The sequence below is a fragment of the Brucella pituitosa genome (assembly GCF_965577835.1).
Taxonomy (GTDB): Bacteria; Pseudomonadota; Alphaproteobacteria; order Rhizobiales; family Rhizobiaceae; genus Brucella; species Brucella pituitosa.
Genome location: NZ_OZ264092.1, coordinates 883,285 through 898,972, shown reverse-complemented (window position 1 = coordinate 898,972; position 15,688 = coordinate 883,285). Strand labels below are relative to the sequence as shown.

Here is a 15,688-nt window from a genome sequence, read left to right as displayed (position 1 = left end):
AGTTTTTCTAGGTGATTTTTAGTAATGGGAATCCGTCATGCGTTCACTGATTTCTGCGGCAGCAGGTATAATGGCCTTATCCGGGGCGACGCTGGTCCCGGCCAAGGCAGCACAATGGAGTGAAGCGGGCGGGATTACGAGTATTCCCTACGGTCATCTTGATTATTGTAAGCGAACACCACGAGACTGTGGTGCTCATCGTGCGCTTTCGCCAATGAAATTGACGCCTGAACGCATGCAAATGCTGCAAAAAGTCAATGCATCCGTGAATGCTGCCGTCAAGCCGGTTTCCGATCAGGATAATTATGGCAAACGCGATTACTGGACCCTCCCAAGGAATGGTAAAGGCGACTGCGAAGATTATGTGCTTTTGAAGCGCGCCAAGCTCATGTCACGTGGCATCAGCCCGTCACAGCTTCTTATTACGATGGTGCAGGGGAGTGAGCCGCATATCGTGCTGACTGTTCGGACGGATCACGGCGATTACATTCTTGACAATATGCGCGGGGAAGTGTTGCCGGTGGAGCAGACGTCCTATCGTTACATCAAGATGCAATCGCCGGGCAATTCTGGCCAGTGGGTTTCGATAGCCGGGCGTTCTGTGGCTGTAGCCAACAATTAATGTTGGCCTGAGGCCCCGAGCGAGACTTGAGGTCAGTTATCTCTGATGGAGATGTTCAGAGCGCCGATCTGGTTGGATCAGATTGGCGTTCTATCTTTTTGCGTTAAGCACACCGTAGTCCTAAAACCGTGCCGCACTTTTCGAGATGCGTTCTGATAGATCGCCTCTTGCAGCGGCAGTGTGCGCATTGAACACCTGTTTTCTGATTTGCAGATCATAGCGAGGATGAAACTATCAGCTGCATAATTGTCGCCAATGAGCCTCATTGTTCGCTATTATTATACAGTGAATGCAAACAGTCTGTTCGCGAAAAATGAACAAAAATACCCATATAACAGTTCTGTGAATGCTGATATATGAACTAACAATTTGTTTTTAGTATATATTTTTCCATTTTTTTGACAATTGTTGAAAAGTTGGGTGCACAAATGTGTGATTAAGAAAACACTTTCGTGACTGGAACTTTCCCCCACTGTCACCCATTTGAGATGCATGAGGACGACGCATAGAACGTCGCCCATCAGACTAAGGAGATAGAAAATGAATAAGTTTGTTCTTGCTGCTGCTGCTCTCGCTCTAAGCGCCGGTGCTGCTTTTGCTGAAAACCCAAGCGTGGGTGAGCCAGCTGATCTTTATGCAAATGATCGTACCCCAGTTGCTGCACAGCGCGTTGATCACACCGCGACTGCAGCAATCGGCCAGTCGACCTACATGGATGGCTCGGCAAACCGTTTCGGTGATGCATCGCCTTCCAGCTTCTCGAACTAAGAGTTCGATTAAAAGCTTTGCTATCCCGGTCTGATCACAGACCGGAATAGCAAGACATGAAGGCAGCGAGTGCGGCCTCCCAAGGTTCTCGCTACCGGATTTAGAGCGCATCACGAAAAGTGTGAAACGGTTTTCTAATTCGATGTGCGCTGAAGAAAATGATTGGAGCGCGGATCTGATAAAATCAGATCGAAACGCGCTCTAGAATATTCGACGATTTTAACGAATCTCCCCGGAGGATGGCTTCCTGTCATCCCGGAGTCCCCGAAGGGAAAGGCGAGTTGCCATCCGATGGGGCGATAGAAGGATTATAAAAATGAAGAAGTTTGCTCTTGCTGCCGTAGCCGTTGCCCTTAGCGCCGGTGCTGCTTTCGCTGAAAACCCAAATGTTGGTGAACCAGCTGATCTTTATGCAAACGACCGTACGCCTGTTGCAACCCAGGGCGTTGACTACACGGCTCCTGCATCGATCCAGAGCCAGACCTATAGCGACGGTTCTGCACACCGCTTCGGTGATGCATCGCCTTCGAGCTACCAGAACTAATCATTCTGGCAGTGAAATAAAAAAAGGCGAAGCTCTCGAGCTTCGCCTTTTTGTTTGATTATGCTGACAAATCAGTCGCGCAGCAATTCATTGATCGAAGTCTTTGAGCGGGTCTTTTCATCGACGCGCTTGACGATCACGGCGCAATAGAGGCTTGGGCCCCAGTTTTCGCCCGGAACATTCTTGCCCGGCATGGTGCCAGCGACAACAACCGAGTAAGGCGGCACTTCGCCGTAGAATATTTCGCCTGTTGCACGATCAACAATCTTGGTCGACTTACCGATGAATACGCCCATGCCAAGCACAGCACCTTCGCGAACGATACAGCCTTCGACGACTTCAGAACGAGCACCGATGAAGCAGTTGTCTTCGATGATGGTTGGTCCAGCCTGCATTGGCTCCAGAACACCACCAATACCGACGCCACCTGAAAGGTGCACGTTCTTGCCGATCTGTGCGCAGGAGCCGACAGTTGCCCATGTGTCGACCATCGTGCCTTCATCGACATAAGCGCCGAGATTGACGAAAGACGGCATCAGGATAGCGTTTGGTGCGATATAAGCCGAATGGCGCACAACCGAATTTGGAACGGCGCGGAAACCGGCCTTTTCAAACTCATTGGCTGTCCAGCCGTCAAACTTTGATGGAACCTTATCCCACCAGGAAGACTGACCGGGGCCGCCTTTGATGACTTCCATCGGGTTGAGGCGGAAGGAAAGCAGGACGGCTTTCTTGAGCCACTGATTGACCTGCCAGTTGCCGTCCGCCTGTTTTTCTGCCACACGCGCTTCACCGCGATCAAGCAAAAGAAGCGATTGCTCAACAGCATCGCGAATTTCGCCGCGGGTTGCCGTGTTGATGCCATCGCGTTCGTCAAAAGCCTTTTCGATGACCTTCTCAAGTGAGGCGAAATCTGGCTTGGTCATATGGCGGTCTCCATAAAATGGCAGGATAAACGGCTGCCGCCTTTTCGGTCGGCAGTTGTCACAGATGTGATTAAGCGAAGGTATCATATGGGTCAATCGCGTTATTGTGCGAAATAGCTGACCGCAATTGTGCCAGATTAAGAATTTAGCGCCAGAATGGATGCTAAAATATCGATACGCATTGAAATTGAAGGAGCAGGCAAGCATGAACCCGATGGAGAAGACTGGCTGGACGCCTTTCCCCAATTCTGAGGAAGCCGTTAAACAGGCACGTACGGTGCCAAAGACGCCTCAGACTGAGGCTGAGGCCTATAGGCTCGCCTTCATGGATGATGACTTCATGACGCGACGTGATGTGCGTCCAATCCGGCTTCAGCTTGAGCTTCTTAAACCCGAACTGATCCTTGCGGATCGTGGCATTAAATCTACGGTCGTTTTGTTCGGTGGTGCACGTATTCCAGAGCCGGGCGGCGAAGCCTGGGCTGCGAAAAATGAAGTGCAGAAGAAAAATCTGGAGGCCAATTCGCGCTATTATGAAGAAGCACGCAAATTTGCCCGTATCTGCTCTGAATATTCTGCGACCACCTACTATCGCGAGTTCATCGTGGTTACGGGTGGCGGCCCGGGTGTGATGGAAGCTGGTAATCGTGGGGCGGCTGATGTTGGTGCGCCGACCATCGGTCTCAACATCGTTCTGCCGCATGAGCAGGCACCGAACGCCTATGTAACGCCAGAACTTTGCTTCAACTTCCACTATTTTGCGCTGCGCAAGATGCACTTTCTGATGCGTGCAAAAGCTATCTGCGTATTCCCCGGTGGTTTTGGCACGATGGACGAGCTGTTTGAAGCCATGACGCTGATCCAGACTGATCGCATGGAGCGTATGCCACTGATCTTGTTTGGCAAAGAGTTCTGGAGCAAGGCGATCAATATCGAGTTTCTGGCAGAGCAGGGCACAATTTCGCCTGCCGATATCGAGCTGCTGACCTTTGTCGAAACAGCCGATGAAGCATGGGACGAGATCAAGAACTTCTATAAACTTTGATTTGACTCGATTGAGAATTACAAAGCGCCCGGTCTGTTATAACCGGGCGTTTTCGTTTTCTGAATATTCGCGCGGGCGGTGAACGAGTGTCACCAGCACAACGGAAATAATCATCAGCAGATACCATGAGCCGAGCTTGCTCATTGAGACCAGCTCCCAGCCATTGCGCTGATTGGGATAGAGCCAGGCTTTCGACCAGGTCCCGATGTTTTCGGCGACCCAGATGAACAGCGATGTGAGCAGGAACGCGACCAGCAGCGGCATTTTATGCCTGAAGCGAAACACGCGATAATGCATGGTCGTGCGCCAGTAGAGCGCGAAGGTCGCGGCAAACAACACCCAGCGCATATCCCAGATAAAGTGATGGGCGAAGAAATTGATATAGATCGCAGCCGCCAGCACAATCGTCGTCCAGAGCGGCGGATAGTGGTTGAGCCTGATATCGAAGATGCGGTTGATACGCGCCATATAGGAGCCGACAGCCGCATACATGAAGCCTGAAAACAGTGGCACACCACCGATCCGGAAGAAGTTTTCCTCCGGATAGATCCATGATCCGGCATGGGTTTTGAACACTTCCATTGCCGTTCCGACAATATGGAAAATGACGATGACCTTGGCTTCTTCCCAGGCTTCCAGCTTGAAGACAAGCATTCCAAGCTGGATCACAACAGCGGAGAGAAACAGGAAGTCGTAGCGGGTGATATATCCTGCACCACCCGCAATTCCACCTTCTGGCCAGAACCAGCGCGTGAGGATGATAAGGGCCAGCATCGCGCCGCCGAACAGGCAGGCCCATGCCTGTTTCAATCCGAAAACGAGAAACTCAATTAGCGCATCGCTGATGCGATGCCGGGGCAGGCTGTCGAGAAGGCGGTGAGCCGCCTTATCGATGCGCTTTTCAAGGCCGGTGAACTGCCTATCGGTCTGCAATTATGGTTTCCAGAAACTGGGTCAGATTATCGGTCACATAATCCACCTGATCGGTGAATTCCGGGTCACTTTCCCAAATCTCCGAGAATGTTGGCTCAAAATTGCTCGGAACCACCAGCACGGTTTTCATGCCCAATGTCTTCGGCACGACGAGATTGCGCGCCAGATCTTCAAACATGACGGCTTTTTGTGCGTCCACACCGAATGCGCCAAGAAAACGGTCGTAAGTGACGCGCTCCGGCTTTGGCGTCAGGCCCGCTGCAACGATGTCGAATATATCGTCGAAATCATCGAGAATGCCGAGCTGCTTTGCCGCACGTTCCGCATGGCCACGATCACCATTGGTGAAGATGAAACGGCGACCGGGCAGGGCGCGAATGGCAGCCCCGAGGGCCGGATCGGGCTTCAGCCATGAATAGTCGATATCGTGGACTTGTCTGAGAAAGTCATCAGGGTCAATCTCATGGCATTCCATCAGGCCTTTCAGCGTGGTGCCATATTCCAGATAAAACTGCTTCTGAATTCTGCGCGCTTCGTCACGCGGCAGCTTCAGAAGGTTCTCGACATAATTCGTCATGCGCACATCAATCTGGGAAAACAGATCGGCTGCGTGCGGGTAGAGCGTATTGTCGAGGTCGAATACCCAGTCGGTAACGTGGGCAAAGGCCGGAGCATCAGGTTGATTGGTCATAAGTCTTTATGTCACGAAGGCGGGCCAAGAAAAAGCCGCCCGAAGGCGGCTAACTGATTATGGCACAATGAGCGTGCCGGCACCGTGTTCGGTGAAAAGCTCAAGCAGCACGGAATGCGGTGTCTTGCCGTTAAGAATAACAACGCCTTCAACGCCGCGACGGATCGCATCGATGCAGGTTTCGACCTTCGGGATCATGCCGCCAGAAATCGTGCCGTCCTTGATCAGCGCCTGTGCATCCGCAACCGAAAGCTCCTTGATGAGCTTCTTGTCCTTGTCGAGAACGCCCGGGACGTCGGTGAGGAACAGAAGACGCGTTGCAGCCAGCGCGCCAGCGATAGCGCCTGCAAAGGTGTCGGCGTTGATATTGTAGGTGTGACCGTCGCGACCGGGTGCAACGGGTGCTATAACCGGGATCATTTCCGAACGCGCCAGAAGATCGAGAAGCGTGCGGTCAACTTCTGCTGGTTCACCAACGAAGCCAAGATCAAGCACTTTTTCGATGTTGGAATCCGGATCGACAACCGTCTTGTGCGCCTTGCGCGCGAAAACCATGTTACCGTCTTTGCCGCAGAGACCGATGGCCCATTCGCCTTCGGCATTGATAAGGGCGACGATTTCCTTGTTGATGGAACCGGCGAGAACCATTTCCACCACTTCAACCGTCTTCTCGTCGGTAACACGAAGACCGCCTTCAAAGCGCGATTCGATGCCGAGCTTCGTCAGCATTGCCTGAATCTGTGGCCCACCGCCATGAACGACAATCGGATTGATGCCTGACTGCTTCAGAAGCGCGATATCTCGGGCAAAGGCCTTGCCCAGTTCCGGGTTACCCATGGCGTGACCGCCATATTTCACCACGACATTCTTGTTTTCGTAGCGCTGCATGTACGGCAGAGCTGCGGACAGGAGTTGCGCTTGCATTTCAGGATTTTCAAGAGTCGTCATCGCGGGCTCCATGGCTGGCGACAGGGCAAGAGAGGCAGGCTTTTCTAAGCAATATGCACTGTTCTGTAAAACGGTTTTCCATTGTTTGTTCGCGAATATTTGAACGCGTTGCCAAAGATCGCCCAATTAAAATCCTATGAGTGCGCGAGAAGATTGCGCATAACACATGCTCTCGAATGGAGTGGTTCAATGCGGCGGACAGTTTTCACGGCTTTGATTTTTCTGGCAGGCATAGGTGTGTCGCAGGCAGCCTCGACGACTGAAACCATTATCATGTTACGACATGGCGAAAAGCCGGAGCAGGGTTTGGGGCAACTCAATTGCCAGGGCCTGAACCGTGCGCTGAAACTGCCTGCGGTGATTGAGCAAAAATTCGGCAAACCGGATTTCATTTTTGCGCCCAACCCGGCGCAACTGAAGGAAGATAAGGGCGCGATCTATTCCTATAATCGTCCGCTTGCCACGGTTGAGCCGACGGCCATCAAGTTTGGAATGCCCGTCGATACGCGCTTCGGCTTCAAGGACATTGAGGAGCTGCAAGCGACCCTCGCGCAGCCCGACTACCGGAACGCCACTGTGCTGGTCAGCTGGGAGCACAAGCAGCTTGTAAAGCTTGCCAGAAATATCGTGAAGGACAGCGGTATCGATAAGGCTCTCGTGCCAAAGTGGCCGGGCGAAGACTTTGACAGCATGTATGTTCTGCGTATCACGCGCGATGGCGCAAAAACCACCACGCGATTTGAACAGCTCAAGCAGGGACTAAACAATCAGTCGGCAAGCTGTCCGAGCTAGTCTATTCCTTCGCGACAAGCGCGATAGCAGCACGCAACTCATCAAGGCCGAGGCCTTTTTCCGATGAGGTCGTGATGATACCGGGGAAGCAGGCCGCACGCTTTTTGGTAAGCGCATGGGTTTCTTCCAGCAGGCGAGGAATGCCCGCGGCCTTGATCTTATCGATCTTGGTCAGCACGATCTGATAAGAAACCGCGGCCTTGTCGAGCAGGTCAAGCACTTCCGCATCGTTCTTCTTGATGCCATGGCGGGAGTCGATCAGCAGATAGACGCGCTTTAGTGTCGTGCGACCGCGCAGATAATCGAAGACGAGACGCGTCCACGCATCGACATGGGCTTTTGGTGCTTCAGCAAAGCCGTAGCCCGGCATATCAACCAGTGCCAATGGCGGAAGGTCACCATTCTCACCCGAATAACCATCGGGAACGAAATAGTTCAGTTCCTGTGTACGGCCCGGCGTGTTCGATGTACGGGCGAGTGCCTTTTTGCCGACAATCGCATTGATGAGCGAAGATTTACCGACATTTGACCGCCCGGCAAAAGCAATTTCAACCGGACCTTCCAGTGGCAGAAATTTCATCGAAGGCACGCCACGGATGAAGATCCACGATTTCTTGAAGAGCAGGCGCCCTTCTTCGACCAAAGCTGCGTGTGCTGCGCGGGTCGCATCTGCTGCTAACTGGGCTGCTGCCTGCTTTTTGTCCTGATCGATCAATGTGGTCTTCCTGATGGTGTACTCTAAAGAATACACGCATCAATGTTACGCGCTGCATTGTCAACCGCTCTGGATCAACCAGCACAAAAAAAGCCCCGCGAGTGCGGGGCTTTTTGTCGTTTTACTTCTTCGCCTCTTTCGGCTTTCGCTTAAAGAGGTCTTTCAGATTGTCAAAAAGTTCAATTTTAACACCCTGACGCTTCATGATCACAGCCTGCTGGGTAATCGAAAGCGTGTTGTTCCATGCCCAGTAAATCACGAGACCTGCTGGGAACGATGCCAGCATGAAGGTGAAGATGATCGGCATCCAGGTGAAGATCATCGCCTGTGTTGGATCCGGAGGCGTCGGGTTCATGCGCATCTGCAGGAACATGGTGATGCCCATAATCAGCGGCCAAACGCCGATCATCAGGAACGCCGGAACTGCGAATGGCAGAAGGCCGAACAGGTTGAAGATCGATGTTGGATCGGGTGCTGCAAGATCCTGAATCCAGCCAAAGAATGGCGCATGGCGCATTTCGATGGTGACGTACAGAACCTTATAGAGTGCGAAGAACACCGGAATCTGAACCAGCACTGGCCAGCAACCTGCAAGCGGATTGATCTTTTCCTGCTTGTAGAGCTGCATCATTTCCTGCTGCTGCTTCATCTTGTCATCCGCATATTTCTCACGGATTTCAGTCATCTTCGGCTGCACCAGCTTCATACGCGCCATCGACTTGTACGACTTGTTGGCGAGCGGGAAGAACAGGGCTTTGAGCAGAACGGTGACAACCAGAATGGCGACGCCGAAATTGCCGGAGAACTTGTAGATCCAGTCGATGAGATAGAACATCGGCTTGGTGATGAAGTAGAACCAGCCCCAGTCGATCAGCAGTTCAAACTGCTTGATGCCGAGCTTTTCTTCGTAGTTCTTGATGTCCGAAACGACCTTGGCGCCAGCAAAAACGTGGTTCTTGATGGTGCTGGCTTCACCAGCGGCAACCGTGATCGGTGCGCTGAGGAAATCCGACTGGTAGCGCGGAGTGTTATCGGTGAAGTGCGAGAAGCGTGCTGTGAACTTTTCGTTCTGCGGAGGTACGAGCGTTGCAGCCCAATACTTGTCGGTGATGCCGACCCAGCCGCCAGTCACGTCCTTGAATGAAATGTCCTTGTCGTCTTCGACCTTGGAATACTTGATTTCCTGAAGGCCGTCCTGACCCATGACGCCGATAAGGCCTTCATGGAGAACATAGGTAGCGCTTGCATGCTCAGGCTGGTTGAAACGCGTTACGCGGCCATAGGAAGCAAGCGAGATCGGGGCGCCGGTGTTGTTGGTGACCGTGTCGTCAACTTCGAACATGTAAGCATCGTCAACCGAGATGACGCGCTTGAATGTGATGTTCTTGTCGTTGGTGAAGGTCAGCGTAACAGGCGTCGATGCCGTCAGCTTGTTGTTGCCTTCAACGGTCCAGACAGTGTTCGGACCGGGAACTTCGCCGGTTGCTTCGTTGCCGGTGAAACCGAGTTCAACGAAATAACCCTGCTTGAGACCCGATGGTGCGAGCAGTTCGATTTCAGGGGACTTGTCGTCAACGGTCTCGTGATACTTCTTGAGATAGAGATCATCGAGACGTGCACCGGTCAGGTTGATAGAACCGCGCAGCGAGGCTGTGTCGATTTCGACGCGCTGCGACTGCGCTGTAGCAGCTTCGCGGGTCAGTGTGCCGCCTGCGGCTACGCCATCGCTGTGGCCGGGTATCGCGCCGGACGTGCCGGGCATCTGTGGGGTGTCACCCTGAGCACCACTCTGTGTGGCCTGCTGGGTCTGGCGCTGCTGCTCCTCAATGCGTGTCTGCTCCCGCTGGGCTTCCGTTTTCGGCCCCAGATAGAATACTTGCCACAGCGTTAATACGAGGATGGACAGGGCAATGGTGATGAAGAAATTACGATTATTTTCCATTGACGGGTCCTGATTCCGGTCTTTCCGTTCGGCGTTTCTTTTCGTCCCGCCGCCCATCCGTAGCTTTTAAGCGTTTGGAGAGTTCTGCGGTCAGTTGCGAAAAGGGCGCAGTGAGTGCCTGCTCGCGTGCTACGATCACATAGTCTGTCGAAGCCGCCATGTCACGCCCCACGTGACAACGAACCGCTTCTCGCAACCTGCGTCGGATACGATTTCGTATCACTGCATTGCCGTTTTTCTTGGTGACAGTGAAGCCTGCGCGGGGTTTTTCGCCGATTTTGGCAGCTGCAGATTCTTCTTCAGAACGTTTCCGGACTTCCAGAAGAAACAGTGGACCACGCCGTTTTTCACCATTCCTTACAGACAAAAACTCCGCTCTCTTGCGAAGGCGGAGTATTTGTTTCTGCTTTTTCATATCTTTGTTCACCGCGCTGGTCGCGCGGGGAAAGATTAAGCGGAAAGCCGCTTGCGGCCGCGCGAACGGCGAGCGGCAAGAACCTTGCGGCCGCCGGCAGTTGCCATGCGCGCACGGAAACCGTGACGACGCTTGCGGACGAGATTGGATGGCTGGAAAGTGCGCTTCATTTATTTAATACCGCGGTGTGCGGCCCTTCTTGGTTCTGTCTTTGAACAGGAGCTAGTTCATTCCCTCGCGGATCGGACAGCACAAACTATCCGTTGACCCGTGCGGGCGAACGTGGTGCGGCTTATAAGAGCAGGGGCATCAAGAGTCAATTCCCACAAGGGCATTCCACGCAAACATGTGATCAAGCCAATTATGACTAACGGCGGGGTGGTTTCGCTTTGTTGAGTACAATGGCTGCGCGGACGAGCACTTGCAATGCATCTTCATTGATGGCTTCGCCTTCGTGGATATCGATTGCTCGTCTCACATTGCCTTCGAGGCTTGAGTTGAAGAGAGCAGACGGGTCCGCAAGGGATGCACCTTTGGTAAAGGTCAGCTTTACGACGCTTTTATAAGTCTCGCCCGTACAGATAATACCCGTGTGCGACCAGACCGGCACACCGCGCCACTTCCACTCTTCAATGATCTCCGGATCGGCCTGTCTGATAATGGTTCTGACCTTGGCAAGCGTTTCGCCACGCCAGTCTGCAAGTTCCCTGATCCGCGCATCGATCAATTGTGAGGGTTCTTTGTCGTCATCTACATTCACTGCATTGTCTTTGGTCATGGTGGCTCCATCCCATTCAGGGTGATCATAGCACTGCACTTTATTGTAGGCGAGTGTGAGGGATGTTGCGGGCATTTTCGATGGAATTGTGTGCTTCAAACTGCGATCAGGCATTGCCAAAGCGGGCAGGGGCTTTAATAAGGATGCGCAACATTTTCAAAAAGCGGGACCATTTCCGCAGCAGTCATGAGAGGAGTTCACCATGAGCATCCGTCGTATCGAAGTCGGACCACGTATGAGCCAGGCCGTTGTTCACGGCAATACCGTTTATCTCGCTGGCCAGGTCGGTGCTCCGGGCACAAGCGTGACCGATCAGACCAAGGCTGTTCTGGTTGAAGTTGATCGTCTTCTCGCGGCCGCTGGCTCCGACAAGTCGAAGATCCTGCAGGCCATCATCTGGCTCGCAGACATGAAGGACTTCGCTGAAATGAACGCAGTCTGGGACAGCTGGGTCGACAAGGCCAACACACCAGCGCGCGCGACCGGTGAAGCAGCACTCGCAACTCCTGACTACAAAGTCGAGATCATTATCACTGCTGCAATTTAATCAGCAGGTCATGTGATTATCTTTGTGATGCGCTCTAATGAACCCCGTGCAAGCGGGGTTTTTTATTGGCGTATCCGCTCCGAATAACCTTCTCGTCCACCTGCTTGTGCCTTTTTATCGATAGATGCACGCTTCTCTATCTCTTCAAGCGTGCCATTGTTTTCGAGCCAGCCATGGTCATAGAGATAACCCGGCAGATAGCCGGACAAGAGAATACGGTAATCGAAGGGGAATGTCGGGTCGAGCAGACGCGCCATTGTGAAAATGATCGTCGTGCAATTGGCGCTCAGCGTATTATAGAACTTGGGTGTAGACGCCAGTTCGTTTCCCATTTCTACATAAGAGAGAAACAATTCGCGTGCATCTGCCGGGGGCAGATTCACGCGGTAGCGATAGACATCTTCTTTCCGCACATTGGTGCGCAGGAAAACGATGTCACTTTCTTCAGCTGCAATCATGGCCAGCTCGAATTCACGGAAGAAGCCGCCGATCGCGGAATAGACCTCGTGATGTTCCTTGCGGATCTCACCGGAAAACACGACATGCCGCCCATCTTCAAAACCGAAGGACAGGAGCGTGTGGGCAATCACCGGTCCTGTCCAATAGGACAGATAGACATCGACTGAGTTTATCTTGCTGAGGTCGTAAGTTTCGTCTTTCCAGACTGGCGTGAAGTCTTCTGGCGTTCGCCAGTCGAAATCCCGGACGTTGAAAAGAGTGATCTGATCGCCATCCACCTTGCCCGTGACGGTGCGTGCGACTTCGGGAGCCCAGATGCGATCGAGCGAAGGGCGGATGGTTGCCCACCAGCCAAGGAAGGCGAGCACAAGCAGGCAGAAAAAAAGCCGCTTGCGCAGACAAAAGAACTGGCGCTCCCCCGCGATGACCCAAACTGCGATGAAGAGCCAGGCTGCGATAATTGAGCCGCGCACGGCATTGCCGAAGGGCAGCTGGAACCACATCGCGAAACTGGCCCAGATTGCAAAGATGATAACGAATAAGATGAAGACCAGTTTGCCTATGATACGGACGGTTTTTGATTTCAATATAGAAGACATGGACATCCCGTATTCGCTTGGCGCTTCATTTGCCGAAGTTGCAGCGATACTGACATGATTTGCATTGGAATGTCATCGCCTATCCTGCAGGAAAGGCGATTTATCTGATAGATTAGACTTTATAAAAAGAAGAAGTGTGTATCTTATTTCTTGAGTATTACAGCAGCGTCACGCGGGCGTCTTACTTGCTTGCTTCCTTTGGCAAACGGGCGTCCAACGCGCCATAAAAGCAGTGCCGTTACAATCGCTGCATAGATTATTGGTTCAGCGGGCCAGCTTTTAACAGACATTAGAAAGTGTATCGCACCACCAGCAATGGCGACATAGACAAGCTTGTGCAGCGTGACCCAGCGTCGACCGAGTTTGCGAATGGACCAATTGTTGGAAGTAAGCGCCAAAGGCACCAGAAGCGCCAGACTGATCATGCCTATGGTGATGAAGGGTCTGCGGACGATATCTGCAACGACAGCCGAAATGCTAAGTGCCTGATCCAGCACCATATAAACAGTAAAATGCATCAACACATAATAGAATGCGAGAAGGCCAAGCGCGCGTCGATAACGCAGCAGGCTGATGCCGGTGACATCGCGGATCGGTGTTACGAGCAATGTCAGGATAAGGAAGCGCAGAGCCCAAAGGCCGAGCGTGTGTTCAAAGCTTTTGACAGGATCTGCACCGAACTGGTCTGTTGCCCCGAGATAAAAGGCCCACAAAGCGGGAAGCAAGCCGAGGACATAAAGTCCCCAGACCTTCAATTCATTAACCCGCACAGATTTGGTTTTGGCACCGGCCATGTCAGTAATTCTTCTGCAGGTCCATTCCAGTATAGAGCGACGCCACTTCCTCTGCATAACCGTTGAAAGGCAGGGTAGGGCGGCGGCTCGAACCAAAGAAGCTGCCTTCACCGATCCTGCGCTCAGTGGCCTGACTCCAGCGCGGATGATCGACTGCCGGGTTCACATTCGCATAGAAGCCATATTCATTGGCAGCTTGCTGCTGCCATGATGTTGGCGGTTGTTTCTCGACGAAGCTGATTTTGGTGATCGATTTGATGCCCTTGAAGCCATATTTCCATGGAACAACAAGCCGGATGGGTGCGCCATTGGCGTTGGGAAGCGTTTCACCATAAAGGCCAACCGACAGGATCGTCAGCGGGTGCATGGCTTCGTCTAGGCGTAGGCCTTCGATGTAAGGCCAGTCGAGAACCTGAAACAGTCCCTTTTGTCCCGGCATTTCTTCGGGACGGACAACGCCAGTAAAGGCGATATATTTGGCGGAGCCAAGTGGTTCGACCTGAGAAAGCAGGCTTGCCAGCGGAAAGCCGATCCACGGTATGACCATCGACCATGCCTCAACGCAACGCATCCGGTAGATGCGTTCTTCGAGCGGCATTTTGGCTATCAGATCCTGAATGTCGAATTCCTTCGGCTGCTTCACAAGACCGTCAACTGTCATGCGCCATGGCAAAGGTTTGAAATCGCCCGAATTGGCAGCCGGATCGCTCTTGTCGGTGCCGAATTCGTAGAAATTATTGTAGGTGGTGACGGCCTCTTTGGGCGTCAGCTTTTCATCGACCTTATAGGATGAGGCTTTAGCCTTGAGCGGGTCTGCGAAAGCACCAGAGGCCATTCCGGTTGCCGCCAGCGCGCCAAGTCCGACCATAAATTCGCGACGCCGGAGGTAGAACGCGCGCGGTGTTACCTGATCATCCGTCAGTCGGGCAGGTGAGAAGCGGCTAAATTTAACGTTGGTCATCGTTTTGAAATCCGTTCGTCGCAATCATAGCCTATTTCTCCGTTCAAAGGCGTCAAAATCGTGAACATTTTGCCGCCCTATTGTGGCTCACGCTTTGTTGATGGATTTGAGGTGCTGTAACAGAATTGTAACATAGCGTAATTTTTCGTGCGCTCTGCCACATTCTCGCTAAAACTCTGCTGTTAAGAGCCTTACATTCATCGAGCCGGCAGGGGTCCTAGAGAACCCGGGTGGAGCTGCCTTAAAACCTTCGTTAACATATCAGTGGCAAGTTGGGCTTATGGTAAAGAAGACGTTTATAGCTGCCATTATGATGGCGCTCGCAGCAACAACAGGCACCGCATTTGCGGAAGGCCAGCCCGCGCCGGTAAAGGTGATGAGCAAGGCTCAGGGCATGGCCTTGAACGGCCTCTCTGCCTCAATGAAAAATGAAACAGGCACTCCCCAGCTTGGTGAGGGCGTAACGATGCGCGACAAGAAGATGGACGCAGAAACAACTCCCGAACAGAATTTTTCGCGCAGCAAGCGGTTCATTTATCGCTTCTACACGCCTGAAAACGCTTCCAGCGAGCTGATTGTTCTTCTGCATGGTTCCGGCGGCAATGAAGCAAGCCTCGTGCCGCTGGCATCCAAAATATGGCCACGTGCAACGCTGTTGGGTATTCGTGGCCGTGTAATGCAGGATGGTGGCACGCGCTGGTACAAGCGTATTACCCCGGTTAAGTTCGACCAGAAGGACGTGAAGCTTGAGGCCAATGCGTTTGTCACATCGCTGACGCGCCTGGCTGAAGAGAAGGACCTCGACCTTTCACACGCGACCTTTGTCGGTTACTCAAACGGCGCCAATTTGCTGGCCGCAACCATGATGTTGCACCCCGATCTGGTGAAGCGTGCGGTTCTGATGCGCTCCATGCCGGTGCTGGACAATGTGTCGGTTGCCAATCTTGGCAAAGCCCGCGTGTTGACGATTACGGGTCAGGAAGACAAGCTTTATTCGCCTTTTGCGCCGGCTTTGTCGGCCTTGCTGCGCTCCGGTGGCGCGAAGGTCGATGCCCGCACAATTGAGGCTGATCATATGCTCGGTGAAAAAGACGCTGCTGCGATTAGCCAATGGGTTGCATCGCTTGGGCCAGACGGTGGGCCAACTGTCACGATGAAAGCGAAATAGTTTAAATGAAAAGGCCCCAACCGGGGCCTTTCGTTTTAGTT

The 15,688-nt window shown here is 52.8% G+C and carries 19 protein-coding genes; 7 read left to right on the top strand and 12 right to left on the bottom strand.

Annotation, left to right across the window (positions count from 1 at the left end):
* The first annotated feature begins 70 nt into the window (after positions 1–70).
* The 3 genes from ACSME1_RS04315 to ACSME1_RS04305 all read left to right on the top strand — a co-directional run bounded on the left by ACSME1_RS04315 (position 71) and on the right by ACSME1_RS04305 (position 1,934).
* On the top strand, positions 71–622 hold the full coding sequence (locus ACSME1_RS04315) for a transglutaminase-like cysteine peptidase (RefSeq protein ID WP_084486922.1): 552 nt from the start codon (positions 71–73) through the stop codon (positions 620–622).
* A 540-nt stretch (positions 623–1,162) separates the two neighbouring features.
* Positions 1,163–1,390 (top strand): hypothetical protein, encoded by a 228-nt coding sequence (locus ACSME1_RS04310; RefSeq protein ID WP_024899252.1) that lies wholly within the window; start codon positions 1,163–1,165, stop codon positions 1,388–1,390.
* Positions 1,391–1,706: 316 nt separating this feature from the next.
* On the top strand, positions 1,707–1,934 hold the full coding sequence (locus ACSME1_RS04305) for a hypothetical protein (protein ID WP_024899253.1): 228 nt from the start codon (positions 1,707–1,709) through the stop codon (positions 1,932–1,934).
* Positions 1,935–2,005: 71 nt separating this feature from the next.
* Here ACSME1_RS04305 and dapD read toward each other — a convergent pair whose 3' ends face one another.
* Positions 2,006–2,860 carry a 2,3,4,5-tetrahydropyridine-2,6-dicarboxylate N-succinyltransferase gene (gene dapD, locus ACSME1_RS04300; protein WP_105707929.1) on the bottom strand — a complete coding sequence of 285 codons (855 nt, stop codon included), beginning with the start codon at positions 2,858–2,860 and terminating at the stop codon, positions 2,006–2,008.
* 205 nt (positions 2,861–3,065) lie between these two features.
* On the opposite strand from dapD, the gene ACSME1_RS04295 reads away from it, so the two are divergent.
* Complete coding sequence (locus ACSME1_RS04295) at positions 3,066–3,905, top strand: LOG family protein (protein WP_105707931.1); 840 nt, start codon at positions 3,066–3,068, stop codon at positions 3,903–3,905.
* A 36-nt stretch (positions 3,906–3,941) separates the two neighbouring features.
* Here ACSME1_RS04295 and ACSME1_RS04290 read toward each other — a convergent pair whose 3' ends face one another.
* The 3 genes from ACSME1_RS04290 to argB are packed head-to-tail and all read right to left on the bottom strand — an operon-like array spanning position 3,942 to position 6,477.
* Positions 3,942–4,838: a DUF817 domain-containing protein gene (locus ACSME1_RS04290; protein WP_105707933.1), complete on the bottom strand. Its 897-nt coding sequence runs from the start codon at positions 4,836–4,838 to the stop codon at positions 3,942–3,944.
* The gene (locus tag ACSME1_RS04285) at positions 4,825–5,529 is read right to left on the bottom strand and encodes a pyrimidine 5'-nucleotidase (RefSeq protein ID WP_024899258.1); all 705 of its coding nucleotides are present in this window, start codon (positions 5,527–5,529) and stop codon (positions 4,825–4,827) included. The genes ACSME1_RS04290 and ACSME1_RS04285 overlap by 14 nt, the downstream gene beginning before the upstream one ends.
* A 57-nt stretch (positions 5,530–5,586) precedes the next feature.
* The gene (gene argB, locus ACSME1_RS04280; protein ID WP_024899259.1) at positions 5,587–6,477 is read right to left on the bottom strand and encodes an acetylglutamate kinase; all 891 of its coding nucleotides are present in this window, start codon (positions 6,475–6,477) and stop codon (positions 5,587–5,589) included.
* Between the two features lie 189 nt (positions 6,478–6,666).
* Here argB and ACSME1_RS04275 point away from each other — a divergent pair, with 189 nt between their 5' ends.
* Positions 6,667–7,269: a hypothetical protein gene (locus ACSME1_RS04275; protein WP_024899260.1), complete on the top strand. Its 603-nt coding sequence runs from the start codon at positions 6,667–6,669 to the stop codon at positions 7,267–7,269.
* 1 nt (position 7,270) lies between these two features.
* Here the strand turns inward: ACSME1_RS04275 and yihA are convergent, their stop codons facing one another.
* The 5 genes from yihA to ACSME1_RS04250 form a co-directional block, all read right to left on the bottom strand.
* A complete protein-coding gene (gene yihA / locus ACSME1_RS04270) occupies positions 7,271–7,984 on the bottom strand; it encodes a ribosome biogenesis GTP-binding protein YihA/YsxC (RefSeq protein ID WP_105707934.1) in 714 nt (237 codons plus the stop codon).
* Between the two features lie 121 nt (positions 7,985–8,105).
* Entirely contained in the window at positions 8,106–9,926 is a 1,821-nt protein-coding gene (yidC, locus tag ACSME1_RS04265) for a membrane protein insertase YidC (protein ID WP_100558641.1), read from the bottom strand.
* Positions 9,916–10,341 carry a ribonuclease P protein component gene (gene rnpA, locus ACSME1_RS04260; RefSeq protein ID WP_105707936.1) on the bottom strand — a complete coding sequence of 142 codons (426 nt, stop codon included), beginning with the start codon at positions 10,339–10,341 and terminating at the stop codon, positions 9,916–9,918. Before rnpA ends, yidC begins: the two co-directional genes overlap by 11 nt.
* Before the next feature lie 35 nt (positions 10,342–10,376).
* Positions 10,377–10,511, bottom strand: coding sequence for a 50S ribosomal protein L34 (gene rpmH / locus ACSME1_RS04255; RefSeq protein ID WP_024899264.1), 135 nt, complete (start codon positions 10,509–10,511; stop codon positions 10,377–10,379).
* 197 nt (positions 10,512–10,708) lie between these two features.
* Positions 10,709–11,119 carry a DUF1801 domain-containing protein gene (locus ACSME1_RS04250; protein WP_024899265.1) on the bottom strand — a complete coding sequence of 137 codons (411 nt, stop codon included), beginning with the start codon at positions 11,117–11,119 and terminating at the stop codon, positions 10,709–10,711.
* A 202-nt stretch (positions 11,120–11,321) separates the two neighbouring features.
* On the opposite strand from ACSME1_RS04250, the gene ACSME1_RS04245 reads away from it, so the two are divergent.
* Entirely contained in the window at positions 11,322–11,666 is a 345-nt protein-coding gene (locus ACSME1_RS04245; protein ID WP_024899266.1) for a RidA family protein, read from the top strand.
* A 62-nt stretch (positions 11,667–11,728) separates the two neighbouring features.
* Here the strand turns inward: ACSME1_RS04245 and ACSME1_RS04240 are convergent, their stop codons facing one another.
* The 3 genes from ACSME1_RS04240 to msrP form a co-directional block, all read right to left on the bottom strand.
* The gene (locus tag ACSME1_RS04240) at positions 11,729–12,724 is read right to left on the bottom strand and encodes an Lnb N-terminal periplasmic domain-containing protein (protein ID WP_181153682.1); all 996 of its coding nucleotides are present in this window, start codon (positions 12,722–12,724) and stop codon (positions 11,729–11,731) included.
* 143 nt (positions 12,725–12,867) lie between these two features.
* Positions 12,868–13,518 carry a protein-methionine-sulfoxide reductase heme-binding subunit MsrQ gene (gene msrQ / locus ACSME1_RS04235; RefSeq protein WP_024899268.1) on the bottom strand — a complete coding sequence of 217 codons (651 nt, stop codon included), beginning with the start codon at positions 13,516–13,518 and terminating at the stop codon, positions 12,868–12,870.
* Position 13,519: 1 nt separating this feature from the next.
* Positions 13,520–14,479: a protein-methionine-sulfoxide reductase catalytic subunit MsrP gene (gene msrP / locus ACSME1_RS04230; RefSeq protein ID WP_024899269.1), complete on the bottom strand. Its 960-nt coding sequence runs from the start codon at positions 14,477–14,479 to the stop codon at positions 13,520–13,522.
* A gap of 280 nt (positions 14,480–14,759) precedes the next feature.
* Here msrP and ACSME1_RS04225 point away from each other — a divergent pair, with 280 nt between their 5' ends.
* A complete protein-coding gene (locus ACSME1_RS04225; RefSeq protein WP_024899270.1) occupies positions 14,760–15,647 on the top strand; it encodes an alpha/beta hydrolase in 888 nt (295 codons plus the stop codon).
* Positions 15,648–15,688: the final 41 nt, after the last annotated feature.